Annotated in this window: 15 protein-coding genes; 2 read left to right on the forward strand and 13 right to left on the reverse strand. The window is 41.8% G+C overall.

All coding sequences use genetic code 11. From position 1 onward, the window contains the following. The 7 genes from aroB to METVE_RS0105600 form a co-directional block, all read right to left on the reverse strand. Positions 1-1,077, reverse strand: coding sequence for a 3-dehydroquinate synthase (gene aroB / locus METVE_RS0105570; protein WP_020167466.1), 1,077 nt, complete (start codon positions 1,075-1,077; stop codon positions 1-3). 40 nt (positions 1,078-1,117) lie between these two features. After that, positions 1,118-1,645 carry a shikimate kinase AroK gene (gene aroK / locus METVE_RS0105575; RefSeq protein WP_020167467.1) on the reverse strand — a complete coding sequence of 176 codons (528 nt, stop codon included), beginning with the start codon at positions 1,643-1,645 and terminating at the stop codon, positions 1,118-1,120. A 112-nt stretch (positions 1,646-1,757) separates the two neighbouring features. Continuing rightward, positions 1,758-3,935 (reverse strand): type IV pilus secretin PilQ, encoded by a 2,178-nt coding sequence (pilQ, locus tag METVE_RS0105580; RefSeq protein WP_020167468.1) that lies wholly within the window; start codon positions 3,933-3,935, stop codon positions 1,758-1,760. Continuing rightward, positions 3,936-4,490, reverse strand: a complete 555-nt coding sequence (locus METVE_RS0105585) for a pilus assembly protein PilP (protein ID WP_020167469.1) — start codon at positions 4,488-4,490, stop codon at positions 3,936-3,938. Next, positions 4,491-5,123: a type 4a pilus biogenesis protein PilO gene (locus METVE_RS0105590; protein ID WP_020167470.1), complete on the reverse strand. Its 633-nt coding sequence runs from the start codon at positions 5,121-5,123 to the stop codon at positions 4,491-4,493. Positions 5,124-5,142: 19 nt separating this feature from the next. Then, positions 5,143-5,727 carry a PilN domain-containing protein gene (locus METVE_RS0105595; protein ID WP_020167471.1) on the reverse strand — a complete coding sequence of 195 codons (585 nt, stop codon included), beginning with the start codon at positions 5,725-5,727 and terminating at the stop codon, positions 5,143-5,145. A gap of 1 nt (position 5,728) precedes the next feature. Beyond that, on the reverse strand, positions 5,729-6,799 hold the full coding sequence (locus tag METVE_RS0105600; protein ID WP_020167472.1) for a pilus assembly protein PilM: 1,071 nt from the start codon (positions 6,797-6,799) through the stop codon (positions 5,729-5,731). A 316-nt stretch (positions 6,800-7,115) separates the two neighbouring features. Between METVE_RS0105600 and METVE_RS0105605 the strand changes: the two genes are divergently transcribed. Beyond that, positions 7,116-9,701: a penicillin-binding protein 1A gene (locus METVE_RS0105605; RefSeq protein WP_020167473.1), complete on the forward strand. Its 2,586-nt coding sequence runs from the start codon at positions 7,116-7,118 to the stop codon at positions 9,699-9,701. Between the two features lie 40 nt (positions 9,702-9,741). After that, positions 9,742-10,362: a hypothetical protein gene (locus METVE_RS0105610; protein WP_020167474.1), complete on the forward strand. Its 621-nt coding sequence runs from the start codon at positions 9,742-9,744 to the stop codon at positions 10,360-10,362. Here METVE_RS0105610 and METVE_RS0105615 read toward each other — a convergent pair. From METVE_RS0105615 to METVE_RS0105640, 6 genes are all read right to left on the reverse strand, one after another. Next, on the reverse strand, positions 10,359-10,757 hold the full coding sequence (locus tag METVE_RS0105615; RefSeq protein ID WP_020167475.1) for a hypothetical protein: 399 nt from the start codon (positions 10,755-10,757) through the stop codon (positions 10,359-10,361). The two genes, METVE_RS0105610 and METVE_RS0105615, sit on opposite strands and share 4 nt — an antisense overlap. An 81-nt stretch (positions 10,758-10,838) precedes the next feature. Next, complete coding sequence (gene hemB, locus METVE_RS0105620) at positions 10,839-11,825, reverse strand: porphobilinogen synthase (RefSeq protein ID WP_020167476.1); 987 nt, start codon at positions 11,823-11,825, stop codon at positions 10,839-10,841. Positions 11,826-11,879: 54 nt separating this feature from the next. Next, positions 11,880-12,668 (reverse strand): indole-3-glycerol phosphate synthase TrpC, encoded by a 789-nt coding sequence (gene trpC, locus METVE_RS0105625; RefSeq protein WP_020167477.1) that lies wholly within the window; start codon positions 12,666-12,668, stop codon positions 11,880-11,882. A gap of 40 nt (positions 12,669-12,708) precedes the next feature. Next, positions 12,709-13,182, reverse strand: coding sequence for a DUF3465 domain-containing protein (locus tag METVE_RS0105630; RefSeq protein WP_020167478.1), 474 nt, complete (start codon positions 13,180-13,182; stop codon positions 12,709-12,711). Continuing rightward, complete coding sequence (trpD, locus tag METVE_RS0105635) at positions 13,179-14,207, reverse strand: anthranilate phosphoribosyltransferase (RefSeq protein ID WP_020167479.1); 1,029 nt, start codon at positions 14,205-14,207, stop codon at positions 13,179-13,181. Before trpD ends, METVE_RS0105630 begins: the two co-directional genes overlap by 4 nt. Beyond that, on the reverse strand, positions 14,207-14,770 hold the full coding sequence (locus METVE_RS0105640) for an aminodeoxychorismate/anthranilate synthase component II (RefSeq protein ID WP_020167480.1): 564 nt from the start codon (positions 14,768-14,770) through the stop codon (positions 14,207-14,209). The genes trpD and METVE_RS0105640 overlap by 1 nt, the downstream gene beginning before the upstream one ends. Positions 14,771-14,776: the final 6 nt, after the last annotated feature.

The raw sequence follows: 14,776 nt of genomic DNA on the forward strand, positions 1-14,776 counted from the left end.
TCAAGTTAATGCTAGCGTTTGGTTTAATTTATCCGTATCGTAATCACTGGTAATCACGGCTTTACCGATGCCTTGTTGCAATACCAATCTTATCTTTCCATCGGCTACTTTTTTATCGTTTGCCATTAAATCTAAATATCTGTCTGCTCCCAATTTAGGCGCTTGCAATGGCAAATTTGATGCATTTAATAGGTTAAGTATGCGTGTAAATTCATCGGTTTTTAACCAGCCCATTCGCTGTGATAAATCTGCCGCCATGATTGTGCCTGCGGCCACTGCCTCACCATGCAACCAAACGCCATAGCCCATCGCATTTTCAATGGCATGGCCAAATGTGTGGCCGAGATTAAGCAATGCACGCTCGCCCGTTTCATGTTCATCTATCGCAACAACTTCGGCTTTATTTTCGCAAGAGCGATAAATAGCGTAGCTGATTGCGGCTTCATCTAATGACATTAATTTGCTGATATTGACTTCTAACCAGTCAAAAAAATCCGTGTCGCGAATCAAGCCGTATTTAATCACTTCGGCTAAACCGGCCGATAACTCACGTGGCGATAAAGTTTTAAGCGTATCAATATCGGCCAATACCAATTTAGGCTGATAAAACGCGCCAATCATATTTTTGCCCAGTGGATGATTGATGCCAGTTTTACCACCAACGCTGGAATCGACCTGTGAAAGCAATGTGGTGGGAATCTGAATAAATGGCACACCACGCAAATAGGTGGCTGCTGCATAACCCGTTAAATCGCCAATTACACCGCCGCCTAAGGCAATAAGTGTTGTGCTACGCTCACATCGATTTTTAAGTAAGGCGTCATAAATAAGGTTAAGCGTATCTGCATTTTTATACGCTTCGCCATCTGGCAAAATAATCTCAATCACTGTCACGCCCGCATCGCGCAGCGTTTTACTTAATTTTGCTAAATACAATGGTGCGACAGTGGTATTGGTAACAATCGCTACATTTTTGCGCTTAAGGTGCGGCAAGATTAAATCAGCTTGATTCAGCAGATTACTGCCAATATGAATGGGATAAGAGCGGCTGTCGAGTGCTACTTGTAAAGTTTGCATGGTGTAATAATTGGCGTTATGATCGTGAGGTTAAATTAAATTATTCATTCAGTTTTAAATTAAGTGCAGATTCTAATTTGGCAATAATGCTACTGACAGGTTGATTGCCAGTATCAATAATATGCGTTGCTACTTCGGTATACAAAGGATTACGCTCTGCATATAGCTGCTCTAATTTAGCGCGAATATCCACATTTTGTAAAAGTGGCCTATGCTTGTCGTTACGTGTTCTGTGCCACAACTCGTTCACATTAGCGCGCAAATAAATAACTGTACCGTGATTTTTTAACAGTTCGCGATTTTCTGCCGCAATCACGGCGCCACCACCTGTTGCCATCACAATATTATTTAATTCCACGAGTTCTTGAATGACTGTTGTTTCGCGCTTGCGAAATCCTGATTCGCCTTCTAAATCGAAAATGACCGGGATTTTTACGCCAGTACGTTTCTCGATTTCTACATCAGTATCGTAAAAATGCTTGTTTAGGTGCTTGGCTAAAATTTTACCAATCGTGGTCTTTCCAGCACCCATCAAGCCAATAAAGAAAATGTTGTTCACTTCTATCACAATATTTTGCCGCTAAATTCTCTAAGCAAAAATGCCTATCAAGTTAATGATAGGCATTTTAAGGTAAAGCGAACGTTCTGTCAGTTAAGTCTTAGTCTTGCATCTTAAAGTTTTATCTTAAGCCCAAACTTTCATCCATAATTTTGGGCGTAATAAAGATTAATAATTCACTCTTGTCATCTTGTCTTGTACGGCGCTTGAACACATTGCCAATAATTGGAATGTCACCGAAAAATGGTACTTTGTCCACTTGATTACTTTGAGTTTGTTCAAATATACCGCCTAATACAGCAGTTTCTCCGTTAGATACTAACACTTGTGTTTTCACGTTTTGAGTATTAATCGCTGGAACGCCAGCAACTACGTCACCAGGTGAGTCTTTTCGCACTTCAAGATCCATAATGATTTTGTCATCTGGTGTAATTTGTGGTGTTACTTCTAAACTAAGCTCTGCTTTTTTAAAGGCAATATTAGCTGCGCCGCTGCTAGACGCTTGCAAATATGGAATTTCAACACCGGATGCGATTTTTGCTGTTTGTTGATTAGCAGTAGTAACGCGTGGGCTTGAAACAATTTTTCCTCTTCTGTCACTTTCAAGTGCAGAAAGCTCTAAGTTTAACAATAAGCCAGCTGGTAATCTGAATAAACTAAATGCAATGCTACCGAAAGCATTTTGTACAGGTAGATTTGAATTTAAACCTCCTGTGCCAGCGGCTTGTATTATTGTTACACCATCGGGACCAGTTATTGGAACTGCGCTTGTAGTATTTAAGCTGCCACCTATAGCTAAGCTGTTTCTACCAGGTGTGGTCGCAGATTGCACGCCGAATCTAGCACCTAGGCTTTTACTAAAAGTATCTTCCGCTAACACAAGACGTGATTCAATCGTGACTTGTCTAACCGATACATCGATTTTATTAATGATGGACTGAATTTCTTCTAATTTTTTGGCAGTATCTTGTATGAACAGCGTATTGGTACGCGGGTCATAATTAACATTGCCACGTTTAGATAAAATGCGATTTTGACCAGCTGCTGCGCCTGCGCTAGAGCCGCCAGAAGTATTGCTACCATCCAAGATTTTAGTAAATTCTGAAGCTTTCTGATACTTAAGTGTAAAGGCTTCTGTACGCAATGGCTCCAAGTCTTCAATGGCTTGACTTGCTTCTAGTTGGGCTTTGTCTTTTGCGGTCACTTCTTCTGCAGGTGCAACCATAATCACGTTGCCTGTTTTACGCATCGTTAAGCCTTTATTTTTCATGATGATATCCATGGCTTGATCCCATGGTACATCTTTCAATCTCAGGGTTAGATTGCCCGTTACTGTATCACTAGTAATGATATTTAAACCAGTAAAGTCAGCAATCACTTGTAATACTGAGCGTACTTCAATGTTTTGAAAATTCAATGATAGCTTTTCACCTGCGTAACCAGGCTTGGTGCCGCGCACCAATTTATCAGGATCTTCAACCACTTGACGTACGTCGATAATAAATTTCTTATCTGCTTGATAAGCCGATTGCTCCCAATTACCTTTCGGCTCAATAGAAATGCGGCCATTTTTACCCTGTTTCATTGTATCGATATACAAAACAGGCGTATTAAAGTTAATCACATTTAACCGACGTTGTAAGTCAGTAGGTACATCTGTATTGATAAAATCAACAAAAATTAACTTACCTTTTTGTTTGATGTTAATACCAGAATTGGTATCAGATAAATCAACAATAATACGACCTTCACCATTTTTGCCGCGGGCAAAATCTACATTGGTAATCGCGTGTTCTTGATTAGTAGCACGAGCTTCAGCAAAACGTGTTTCCGTTGCTGTGTTGCTCACGCTTGCTTCATTTCCTTGCAGAGTAATGATGACATCTTTGCCGTTAATAACCGTGTTATAACCGACGTTTTTCGTTAAATTTAATACGACACGTGTGCGATCTTTGGCTTGTGCAAATGAAACGCTTTTTAACGCACCTTGATCGCTAACAATATTATTCTTATTTAAACCATTGGCTGTTTTAGGAAAATCTAATGCGATGCGGGCTGGATTATTTAAAGTAAAACCAGCGGGTGGATTTGCAAGTGGTGATTTCATTTGCAGACGAATGCTCACGCGACCACCTGATAATGCGGAAAAATCGATATTTTCAATTTTATTATTGTATAAATTTTCATCGTTAGTTGCTGCCAATGCGCTATTCATAAAAGCTAGCCCGGAGCTTGTAGCTAACAGCAGTAATACTGCAATAATTTTCTTTATCGTTTTAAACATGATCATCCCTGTCATTTATTCTTGTAAATTAATACTTGCTGTACGTTCTGTCCAATCGCCGGTTAGGTCATCTTGCACAATTTCTTTTAATGCTATGTCGCTTTCGTTAATCGCAGTTACCAAGCCGTAGTTAGGGCCTAAGTAGTTACCTACTTTAACTTGTTGCACCGTATTGTCTGGCGTCTTGATAAGCGCATAAGTCAGTTTGTTTTTACTCATTGAGCCAACATATTTCAAACTTTCCAAAGGATAAGCTTCCAGTGCTTCTTTAGGACGATTGGTATTCGGCTGCAAACCACCGTTTTTATTGGCGGCTTTACGCGGTCTAAATGGGTCAGCCAAAGTGCCATCAGCGTTATATTGAAGTGGAGAATAAGGCAAAACCTCTGGTAAAGGTTGCACAGTCTTACTCATGTCGGTTGCGGCACTTAACATAAATTTATCTAAATCATCCCCATCGCCACCACTACAAGCAATCAGCGTTAAAGTTAACGCCGAAATAGACAGTAGTTTTAATATAGGGCTTTTTAATAAGGCACTAGATTTTAATGAAATACTAAAGCGGCTCATTTATTTGACTTCCTTTTTTTCAGAGGCTTTTTTAGCGGCGAGTTCTGAAGAATCTAAATAACGATAAGTTTTAGCAATAGCCTCAAGAATCAACATACCATCTTTACTATCTTTATTCAGTGGGGCAATTGTCATATCGTTTAATGTCACAATTCTGGATAGCTTTGAAATATCGGTAGCAAACGCACCTACATCGTGATAACTGCCTTTGATTTTAATTTGAATCGGCATTTCTGCATAAAAATCTGCAATGGTTTCTTGTCCTGGTTTAAATAACTCAAACTCAAGATTGCGCCCAAGTCCAGCTTGATTAATATCAGTTAACAAACCATCCATCTGCGATTTATCTGGTAACTGTTTAAGAAGCGCACCAAAGGTTTTTTCAATATCGACCATTTGTTGCTTGTACGCATCAATTTTGATGGCCTGACCTTTTTTAGTAACAAATACTTGGCGTAATTCCTGCTCTTTAGCTTGTGCTTGATCGAACTCATCAATCTGAGGGCTCCACAAAAACCAGTAACCCAAACCAATTAGCACTATGAATAGAAACCCCAGCAATACCAATTTAACTGGCATTGGTAAGCTACCAGCATTTTTAAAATCAATATTATTAAAATCATCTAATTTCATGTGTTAAGTCTTCCATTTATCAAGTACCTTTGACTTTATTTTTATTAGGTGCTTCTTCAGCTTTTTGAACCTTCAAAGAGACGTTTAGCGTAAATTCATTTTGCTTGATGCCATTTAACGTCATGGCTTTAATCTCTACTAAATTAGGCGATTCCATCCAATTAGATACGCTTAGATTGCGCACTAAAGTTGCCACGCGTGCATTGGTGTCAGCGACGCCTTCTAAGGTAATTAAATTGCCTTGCTGCTTGATACTTTTTAAATACAAGCCTTCTGGCAATTGACGTGACAGTTCATCTAAAATTACAACGGATTGGCTACGGTTGGTCTGCAGATTTTCAACGATTTGTTTACGTTCCAATACGTTACTGATTTGGTCTTTTAAATCTTTAATATCGGCAATTTCTTTGTCTAATTGATTGATGGCTACTTCTAATCGACCGTTACGCTCAATTTGAGAGTCTTTTTTTGCACTCAGATATGTCCAACCCATAAAGACAACGGCACCAGCTGCTACCGCAGCCATTAATGCCATTAAGCCAAATTGGCGCTGGCGTTCTGCGCGTTTTAATTGACGGTGAGGTAATAAGTTAATGCGCATCATATTAATTCACCCCGCGCATGGCTAAACCACAGGCAATTAATAACGCAGGCGCGTCAATCGTTGCTTGTTGCTGCTTAACTTTAGTGGCAAGTGACATAGATTGAAACGGATTGGCGATAATGGTATTCACTTGGGTGCGGTCTTGTACCATCGCATCTATCGCTGGAATTGCCGCACAGCCACCCGCTAGCACCAGATGGTCCACACGGTTATATTGAGTTGAGCTAGTGAAAAACTGTAACGCCCTTGCTACTTCGGTAGAAAGTGATTGCATAAATGGTTGCAACACTTCGTTTTCGTAACTTTCTGGCAAGCCACCTTTACGTTTCGCGATTTCGGCTTCTTCTACAGATAATCCAAAGCGGCGTTGAATCTCTTGTGTGAGTTGTGTGCCGCCAAAAGCTTGTTCACGCACATAGATGGACACATTGTCATGCAACACATTGATGTGCATGATGCCGGCACCAATATCCACAATCATCACGGTTTGGTCTTTGCCTTTATTCGGTATTTGGTTAGCAACTAAACTGTAAGCAGCCTCAGTTGCGTAAGTGTCCACATCCATTACCGTGACTCTTAAGCCAGCATCTTCTGCAGCGGCTACTCGATCTTCAATCTTTTCTTTTCTGGCAGCGGCGATTAATACTTCAACTTCGTCCGGGCTATTTGCGGCTGCGCCGATGATTTGAAAGTCAATATTGACTTCTTCTAACGGGAATGGAATGTACTGATTGGCTTCGGCTTCCACTTGCACTTCCATGTCTTCTTCGCGTAGATCCGCAGACATCATGACTTTTTTAGTGATTACGGCAGCTGAAGGTAGGGCAAGTGCGGCACGTTTTTCGCGTGAGCCTAAAAGTTTCCAAGCTAATTTGACGGCGTCAGAAACTTGCTCCAAACCGGAAATATTGCCATCCACAATGGCATCTTTAGGAATGGCAGCAATTGAGTAGGCTTCCAAGCGATAAGAGTCCTTACCAGTGGAAGACAGTTCGACCATTTTGACAGCCGAAGTGCTAATGTCTACACCTATGAGTGGAGGAGTACTTTCATTGAAAAAATCGAATTTCAAATTAGAATTCTCTTTCTATATTCATAGGTTACGCACAATAGTGATAATTTACATTAAATCCTAGCAACAAGTTTACGCCCTGTAAAGCAAATTTTAATTTTAAATTTATTCTGAGCCTACAATTGTGAAGGCTTGTGCCATTTATGATACAAGTCTAATCGTCGGAAAATTTAAGTATTATTCAATACTTAAAGAATCAAAGCGATGAAAATTGACACGTTAGTTTTGGTTAATGTCTATTAGCTTATATACTGTTAGCTGTAATTTAATTGGTAATGATTCGATTCGTTAAAATATATTTATGGCTCTAAACGACATGGCTCCAAAGAAATGGTGGCACTTTTTAATATTGTTTATCGTGGTTGGTGGGTTAACAATATCAGCAATGGCGGCGCTTGCTATCACACTTATTTATCCAACTTTGCCCTCATTAGAAACGTTAACCGATTACCGTCCTAAACTGCCGTTACGCGTTTATACCGCCGATGGTTTTTTAATCAGTGAGTTTGGTGAAGAACGACGCGCATTTGTGAGTATTGATAAAATACCGCAAAATTTAAAAAATGCGGTGTTGGCGATTGAGGACAGGCGATTTTATCAACATGGCGGCGTTGATACCAAAGGCGTGTTACGCGCTATCAAAAACAACCTCACTGGCATCAGCCACGAAGGTGCAAGCACCATCACCATGCAAGTTGCTAAAAACTTCTTTACCGCGCCAGGTAAAGGACGCACGATGATCATCAAAATTAAAGAAGCACTTTTGGCGTTAAAAATTGAAAAAACCTTATCTAAAGACCAAATTTTTGAGCTTTATTTAAATCAAATCTATTTGGGTCAACGTTCATATGGTTTCGCAGCCGCGTCCCAAGTGTATTTTGGTAAATCCTTATCCAAGTTAACTCTGGCTGAATCCGCGATACTTGCTGGCTTGCCAAAAGCCCCATCTGGCTATAATCCATTTATTCATCCCCAACGCGCTATTGCCAGGCAACAGGATGTATTACGTGATATGCATCTCACGGGCATGATTGATGATGCTGAGTTTAATGAGGCGATGGAGCAAAAGTTAACCTTTAAAACCTCTAAACAAGCACGTGATGTTGAGGCGGATTATGTAGCAGAAATTGTGCGGCAGAGTTTGTTTGCGCGTTATCAAGATGATATTTACAGCAGTGGTATGAAAGTGTACACCACCATCAAAAAAGAGAATCAAGAGGCGGCCAATAACGCAGTTTTGCAGGGCGTTTTAGAGTATCAGCGTCGACATGGATACCAAAAACCTGAAAAAAATATTAATCTAGATAAGCTGAAATCGACCGATTTGACTGAAGGTTTGCAAATCGCATTAGAGGATTTTGAAGAATTCAAAGGTTTTGTGCCTGCGGTTGTGACTGATGTTTCACCAAAACTGGTCAAAGTGTTTAGTAAAAGAGGCGATAGCCTTGAAATTAGTGGTGATGGTTTAAGTTTATTGCAAAAAAACTTGGCTGATAAAGATGTTAGCAAGCACAAAATTAAACCTGGGTCAGTTGTGCGCGTGATTAAAAGCCAAGATAGTTGGCATATTGTGCAGTTGCCAGAAGTGGAGGCCGCTTTAATTGCACTTAATCCAGAAGACGGTGCGGTTAACGCTTTAATAGGCGGTTTCGATTTTAATAAGAATAAATTCAACCATGTGACACAAGCATGGCGCCAACCGGGTTCTAGCTTTAAGCCATTTGTTTATTCGGCTGCGCTAGAAAAAGGCTTTACGCCAGCCACTATTGTGGAAGATACGCCACTATTGATGTCGGCCAATGAAGTTGGCGGTAGCAAAGCGTGGGAGCCGAAAAACTTTGATAATGTTTATGCTGGGCCAATGCGTTTGCGTGCGGCGCTGACCAAATCTAAGAACATGGTTTCGATTCGTGTATTGCAATCCATTGGGCCACGTTACGCACAAGATTACATTACAAAATTTGGATTTTCGCGTAAAGATCATCCTGCCTATTTGACGATGGCATTAGGTGCTGGTGCAACAACACCTTGGGGCATGGCGGATGGCTATGCCGTATTTGCCAACGGTGGTTACCGTATTAAGCCGCATTTGATTAGCAAAATTACAGATAGCAATGGCAAGGTAATTGAAGAAATCAAATATCCGCGGGCTAATCAAGATGCGCCAAGAGTGATTGACAGTCGCAATGCATTTTTGATGACATCTATGATGCACGATGTGGTGCAAAGAGGCACAGCCACAAGAGCCAAGCAGCTTGGGCGTCAAGATTTAGCAGGTAAAACTGGTACAACCAATAATCAAGTAGATGCCTGGTTTGCAGGCTATAACCCTGAGCAAGTTGCCATCGTGTGGATTGGGTACGATAAACCGCGTACGCTTGGCCGCGATGAAACGGGTGGTAAAGCGGCTTTGCCTATTTGGATTCGTTATATGGCAACCGCTTTAAAAGGCGTGCCTGATAATCCATACAAAGTGCCTGATGGCGTAATGGTTGTGCGGGTAGATGCAGCAACAGGCGTGCTGGTTGATCAAGATGATGAGGGAATCGATGAATATTTTTATCAAGAAAATCCACCGCCTTCTGTAGAGGAAATCCTGCCGCCGATGCAAGAGCCAACAGAATCAGATTTTCCTGATAGCTTGATTCAAAATCCCATGCAGCCACAAGCTGTGCCTATTACGCCACATGCAGAAGAGCCACAAGACGGTTTTTCTGGTGCAAGTACCAATCGGCAAATTAATCCTGTTCAAACGAATACGGTTTCAACAAATGCTAACTCGGCCAATAGCAACCCAGCAGTTAATTCAAAATCCGTTCCAAAACTGGCTCCTAAGCCTACAAGAAAATCACCTAGTAGCACCGATTCTGCCGCCAATATTTTAAATCCATCTGGTTTTTAAACCGGCATTTTTTAATGTAATTTTCTGGTTAACATCCATTATGGCACGCGAAAATTTAGATCATATGCGACAACTTATTGCGCAATCAGCCGCACGCATGATGGCGGAAGACGGCATCTCTGACTTTGCTTATGCCAAGAAAAAAGCGGGCAAGCAAGTCGGTGCAACGGAAAACAGCGTATTGCCATCCAATGCCGAAATTGAAGAAGAACTTAAGCTTTATAACGCACTTTTTTTGAGCGACGAGCAACCAGAAAATCTGCGCAATCTGCGCAAAAATGCGTTGTTTACTATGCAAATGTTAGAAAAATTTAATCCGCACTTAACAGGAAGTGTGTTGGATGGAACAGCTGGTGCAGGCTCAGAAACCCATATTCATTTGTTTGCAGATAGCTTAAAAGAATTGGAAATGTTCTTACTTAATCTAGATATTCCATTCGAAACCAATGAAAAATCATATCGCATCATGAACGATGGTAAACGCGATAAAAAAGGTGATAATCGCAAGAAAGTACCGCTTTTTACGTTAGAGATGGATACTGGCTTAATTAAGTTAAGCGTGTTTGAAGTAGATGATATGCGCGTCTCGACTAAGCGTGCGGCGGATGGAGCTAATGCGGAACGTGCGGATATTGAAAGTGTTAAAAGCTTATTAAGTTAGATGTAAATTGCCAGTTCAATATCTTTTTGTGCAGCGTACATATTGTCTAAAGTACCTTGAATCATTTTTGTAATCTCTTGTATATTTAAATACTCTTCTAGCCCGGTAATGCTATTTTCTGAAATGAGGGAATAATTTTGCCCATTGAATTCATGCTTATAAAGAATTGCTTCTTTTACAGCAATGTCAGAATGAGCGTGTATCTGATTACGCGCATTAAAAATTCTATTGTGGAGTTCTAAATAAATTTGTGGAATATATCTTTTATCCAATGTATTTCGTTTTTTAACTATATCGATAGAGTTTGTATATGGTTTGCAGTATTCAATCAGCGCAAAACGAAATGCTGCACCAGAAAGCTTATTGTTATGCTCTTCACTTATTTTTTTAAGCAAAATCCATGAGCTGTTTAAAGAATTAATACATTCTACAAAGTAAATATAATATTCTTCTTCCCAGTCATTTTATGCTTCAGTTTATTTTAACCACCGCGCCGCATCCATCGCATAGTAAGTCAGAATCCCATCAGCACCCGCGCGTTTAAACGCTAGCAAACTTTCCATCACACAAGCTCTTTCATCTAACCAGCCATTTTGTGATGCTGCTTTCAGCATGGCGTATTCGCCACTTACTTGGTAGGCGAAAGTCGGTACGCCAAATTCGTCTTTTACGCGGCGCACGATATCTAAATAGGGTAAGCCTGGTTTCACCATCACCATATCTGCACCTTCAGAAATATCCAGCGCGACTTCTTGCATAGCTTCATCCGAGTTTGCAGGGTCCATTTGGTAGGTGTATTTGTTACCCGTGCCTAAATTGCCAGCCGAACCGACCGCATCGCGAAATGGCCCATAAAACGCTGAGGCATATTTGGCTGAATACGCCATGATTTTAGTGTGAATGTTGTGCATGCTTTCAAGTGCCTCACGGATTTGCCCAACGCGGCCATCCATCATGTCGCTGGGGGCGACGATATCTGCACCCGCTTGTGCATGCGAAATGGCTTGTTTGACCAAAACTTCTATCGTTTCATCGTTAAGCACATAGCCAGCGTCATCAATTAGGCCATCTTGGCCATGTGTGGTGTAAGGGTCCAAAGCCACGTCGGTCATAATGCCCAATTGCGGATAGGCAGTTTTGAGCGCTTTTACTACGCGTTGAACTAAGCCGTTTTTATTAAATGCTTCGGCAGCATCTAGACTTTTAAATTGGCTATCAACCACTGGAAATAAAGCTAGTAACGGAATGCCGAGTGCTACACATTCACCTGCGGTTTTCAATAGCACATCAATACTTTGGCGTTTTACGCCTGGCATTGAAGCCACTTCTTCTACACGATTTTCGCCATCCAGCACAAATACTGGGTAGATTAAATCATTGGTCGAGAGTACGTTTTCGCGCATCAAACGGCGCGAAAACTCATCTTTACGCATACGGCGCGGGCGGGAATACGGATAACTCATTTTCAATCCTTTAAGAAAAGTTCGCGCTTTTTGAGCGTTAAGTATTGCTTAAGTTTAAGCAAATACTTTGGCTAATTCAGCGCCCGGGTCATCTTGGCGCATAAACGCTTCGCCAACCAGAAAAGTATGCACGTTATTTTTGCGCATCAGTGCAACATCATCAGTGGTAAATATGCCTGATTCAGTCACAACTATTTTATCCTTTGGAATGCGTGCTAATAATTCCAGCGTTGTATTTAAAGTCACATCAAATGTACGCAGATTGCGGTTGTTAATGCCCAATAAAGGTGTGTTTAATTGCAGCGCCAAATCCAGCTCTTCGCCATTGTGCACTTCTACTAAAACCGCCATGTCCAAGCTGTGCGCTACTTGTTCCAACTCGCGCATTTTTGCTAAATCAATCGCTGCAGCAATCAGCAAAATGCAATCCGCACCCATTGCACGTGCTTCATACACTTGATACACATCAATCATAAAATCTTTACGCAACACGGGTAGGCTACAAGCAGCACGCGCTTGCTTTAAATATTCAGCCGAACCTTGAAAATAGTCCACATCAGTGAGTACTGACAAACACGCTGCGCCGCCTTGCTCATAGCTTTTGGCGATTTCTGCTGGTCTAAAGTCTGCGCGAATCACGCCTTTTGATGGGCTGGCTTTTTTGATTTCGGCAATGACGGCAGATTGATTGTTGGCGATTTTTGCACGAATGCTTCCAATAAAATCACGCGTAGGAGAGGCGTTCAATGCTTCCTTTTGCATAGTTTCGATTGGATTTAATTTGCTTGCCGCCGCAACTTCAGTGACTTTGGTAGCGATAATTTTATTGAGGATATCTGACATATTTATTGCGTCTTTTTGAGTGTTAAGTTTGAGTATTCAGTTATTGATAAGTTTGGCCGTTATGCTGCAACCAGCCCGCGGCATGTCTGCCTTGTGGATCGTGATGCGTCCAGTGCAGCACGCCGCCTTTTTTATTCCATTCGTATTCACCGCTAAAACTGACTATATCGCCAGCTTGTAAATTTTCGACACGTTTTGCTAAATCAATATTATGTGCCACCAATAAACTGATGCCATTATCTAACTTTAGAATAAAGCGCTGATGACGCGGCGGATTGGTATCATCGTCTAATACTTTAATCACTTTGCCACTGGCTTCAACTTGTAGATTGCTGGCGTGATTTTCAAAGGCTTTGCGGATAATTTGTTCACCGCCACTGTCACCGCTTTGCTGTAAATGCTGGCTAACAGCGCTAGTTGTCCGTTCATTCGCAACACCATCATGACCAATATAACCAAAGTGGTGAGCGGTGAAGCCTACTGCGATGGCGATAATCAGCAGAAGCCGCATCATAGACGGTTACTTAACACTTTTAATTGCTCAAGTTTTTTCAGCGCAGCGCCTGAATCGATAGACTGCGCGGCTAACACAATACCTTCTTGATGGCTGGCCGCGATACCCGCCACATAAATCGCTGCCCCAGCATTTAGCAATACAATATCCCGCGCCGCGCCAGTTTTGCCACTTAACACATCTAACACCATCACTTTTGATTCATCCGCATTGTCGACACTGATGGTTGCATGCTCATGCAATCGCAAACCAAATTGCGTCGGATTAATGGTGTATTCGCGTACTTGGCCGTCTTTTAATTCAGCCACATAAGTGTCACCACTAAACGATATTTCATCCATTTCATCCGCGCTGTGTACGATCATCACGTGTTCGCTACCTAGCTTGTGCAACGCGTGCGCGAGTAAAGGAACAAGATCACGATGGAATACGCCCATCACTTGGCGTTTAGCACCTGCTGGGTTTGTCAGCGGGCCAAGCAAATTGAATAATGTGCGCACGCCTAACTCTTTTCTAACAGGTCCAGCATGTTTCATCGCTGAATGATGGTTGGGCGCGAACATAAAGCCTATGCCAACTTCATTGACGCAACGCGCCACTTGTTCGGCTTGCAGTTGAATATTAACGCCTAATGCTTCCAGCACATCTGCGCTACCCGATTTAGAAGACGCTGCACGGTTGCCGTGTTTGGCAATTCTCGCTTGTGCGCCCGCCGCCACAAATGCGGAGCAAGTCGACACGTTAAAGGCTTTATTGGCGGCGCCACCGGTGCCACAGGTATCAACCAAATTGGCACTATCTTGCACGTTAACTTTAGATACAAGCTCACGCATTACTTGTGCGGCGGCGGCAATTTCATCTACCGTTTCTACTTTTACACGCAAGCCAATCAATAAACCAGCAATCTGCGCTGGCGTAAAATCGCCTTTCATCACTTGGCGCATCAGCGATAGCATTTCCTCATGCGTTAGATTCTCACGTTGAATCAACTTCTGCAACGCAGCCTTAATCGTCATGTCCATCATTAGGCTTTCAGAAAGTTATTCAATAAATCATGGCCATGTTCGGTCAATATCGATTCTGGATGAAATTGCACACCTTCAACCTGCAGGGTTTTGTGGCGCACGCCCATAATCTCTCCATCTTCCGTCCAAGCGGTAATCTCTAAACAGTCTGGCAAGGTTTCACGCTCAATCACTAATGAGTGGTAACGCGTTGCGGTGTAAGGGTTTGGCAAATCTTTGAATACGCCGATATTATTGTGATGAATCAGCGATGTTTTGCCGTGCATCAATTGTTTAGCATGAATAATATTGCCACCAAATGCCTGGCCGATACTTTGATGACCTAAACAAACGCCCAGTAATGGAATCTTGCCAGCAAATTCGTTAATCAGTGGCACGCTAATGCCTGCCTCGTTCGGCGTACAAGGGCCAGGTGAAATGACGATTTTTTCAGGGTTTAATTCAGCGATTTTGGCTAAATCAATTTCATCGTTACGATACACTTGCACGTCTTGCCCCAGCTCGCCCAAATACTGCACAAGGTTATAGGTAAAAGAATCGTAGTTATCAATCATGAGTAACATATTTGC

The sequence above is a fragment of the Methylotenera versatilis 79 genome (assembly GCF_000384375.1).
GTDB classification, from domain to species: Bacteria; Pseudomonadota; Gammaproteobacteria; order Burkholderiales; family Methylophilaceae; genus Methylotenera_A; species Methylotenera_A versatilis_B.

What these genes read in the sequence shown, in the direction of transcription:
- aroB (WP_020167466.1), bottom strand. Translation starts at nt 1,077, where the DNA reads ATGCAAACTTTACAAGTAGCACTCGACAGCCGCTCTTATCCCATTCAT.
- pilQ (WP_020167468.1), bottom strand. Translation starts at nt 3,935, where the DNA reads ATGACAGGGATGATCATGTTTAAAACGATAAAGAAAATTATTGCAGTA.
- METVE_RS0105585 (WP_020167469.1), bottom strand. Translation starts at nt 4,490, where the DNA reads ATGAGCCGCTTTAGTATTTCATTAAAATCTAGTGCCTTATTAAAAAGC.
- METVE_RS0105590 (WP_020167470.1), bottom strand. Translation starts at nt 5,123, where the DNA reads ATGAAATTAGATGATTTTAATAATATTGATTTTAAAAATGCTGGTAGC.
- METVE_RS0105595 (WP_020167471.1), bottom strand. Translation starts at nt 5,727, where the DNA reads ATGATGCGCATTAACTTATTACCTCACCGTCAATTAAAACGCGCAGAA.
- METVE_RS0105605 (WP_020167473.1), top strand. Translation starts at nt 7,116, where the DNA reads ATGGCTCCAAAGAAATGGTGGCACTTTTTAATATTGTTTATCGTGGTT.
- METVE_RS0105610 (WP_020167474.1), top strand. Translation starts at nt 9,742, where the DNA reads ATGGCACGCGAAAATTTAGATCATATGCGACAACTTATTGCGCAATCA.
- hemB (WP_020167476.1), bottom strand. Translation starts at nt 11,825, where the DNA reads ATGAGTTATCCGTATTCCCGCCCGCGCCGTATGCGTAAAGATGAGTTT.
- trpC (WP_020167477.1), bottom strand. Translation starts at nt 12,668, where the DNA reads ATGTCAGATATCCTCAATAAAATTATCGCTACCAAAGTCACTGAAGTT.
- METVE_RS0105630 (WP_020167478.1), bottom strand. Translation starts at nt 13,182, where the DNA reads ATGATGCGGCTTCTGCTGATTATCGCCATCGCAGTAGGCTTCACCGCT.
- trpD (WP_020167479.1), bottom strand. Translation starts at nt 14,207, where the DNA reads ATGATGGACATGACGATTAAGGCTGCGTTGCAGAAGTTGATTCAACGT.
- METVE_RS0105640 (WP_020167480.1), bottom strand. Translation starts at nt 14,770, where the DNA reads ATGTTACTCATGATTGATAACTACGATTCTTTTACCTATAACCTTGTG.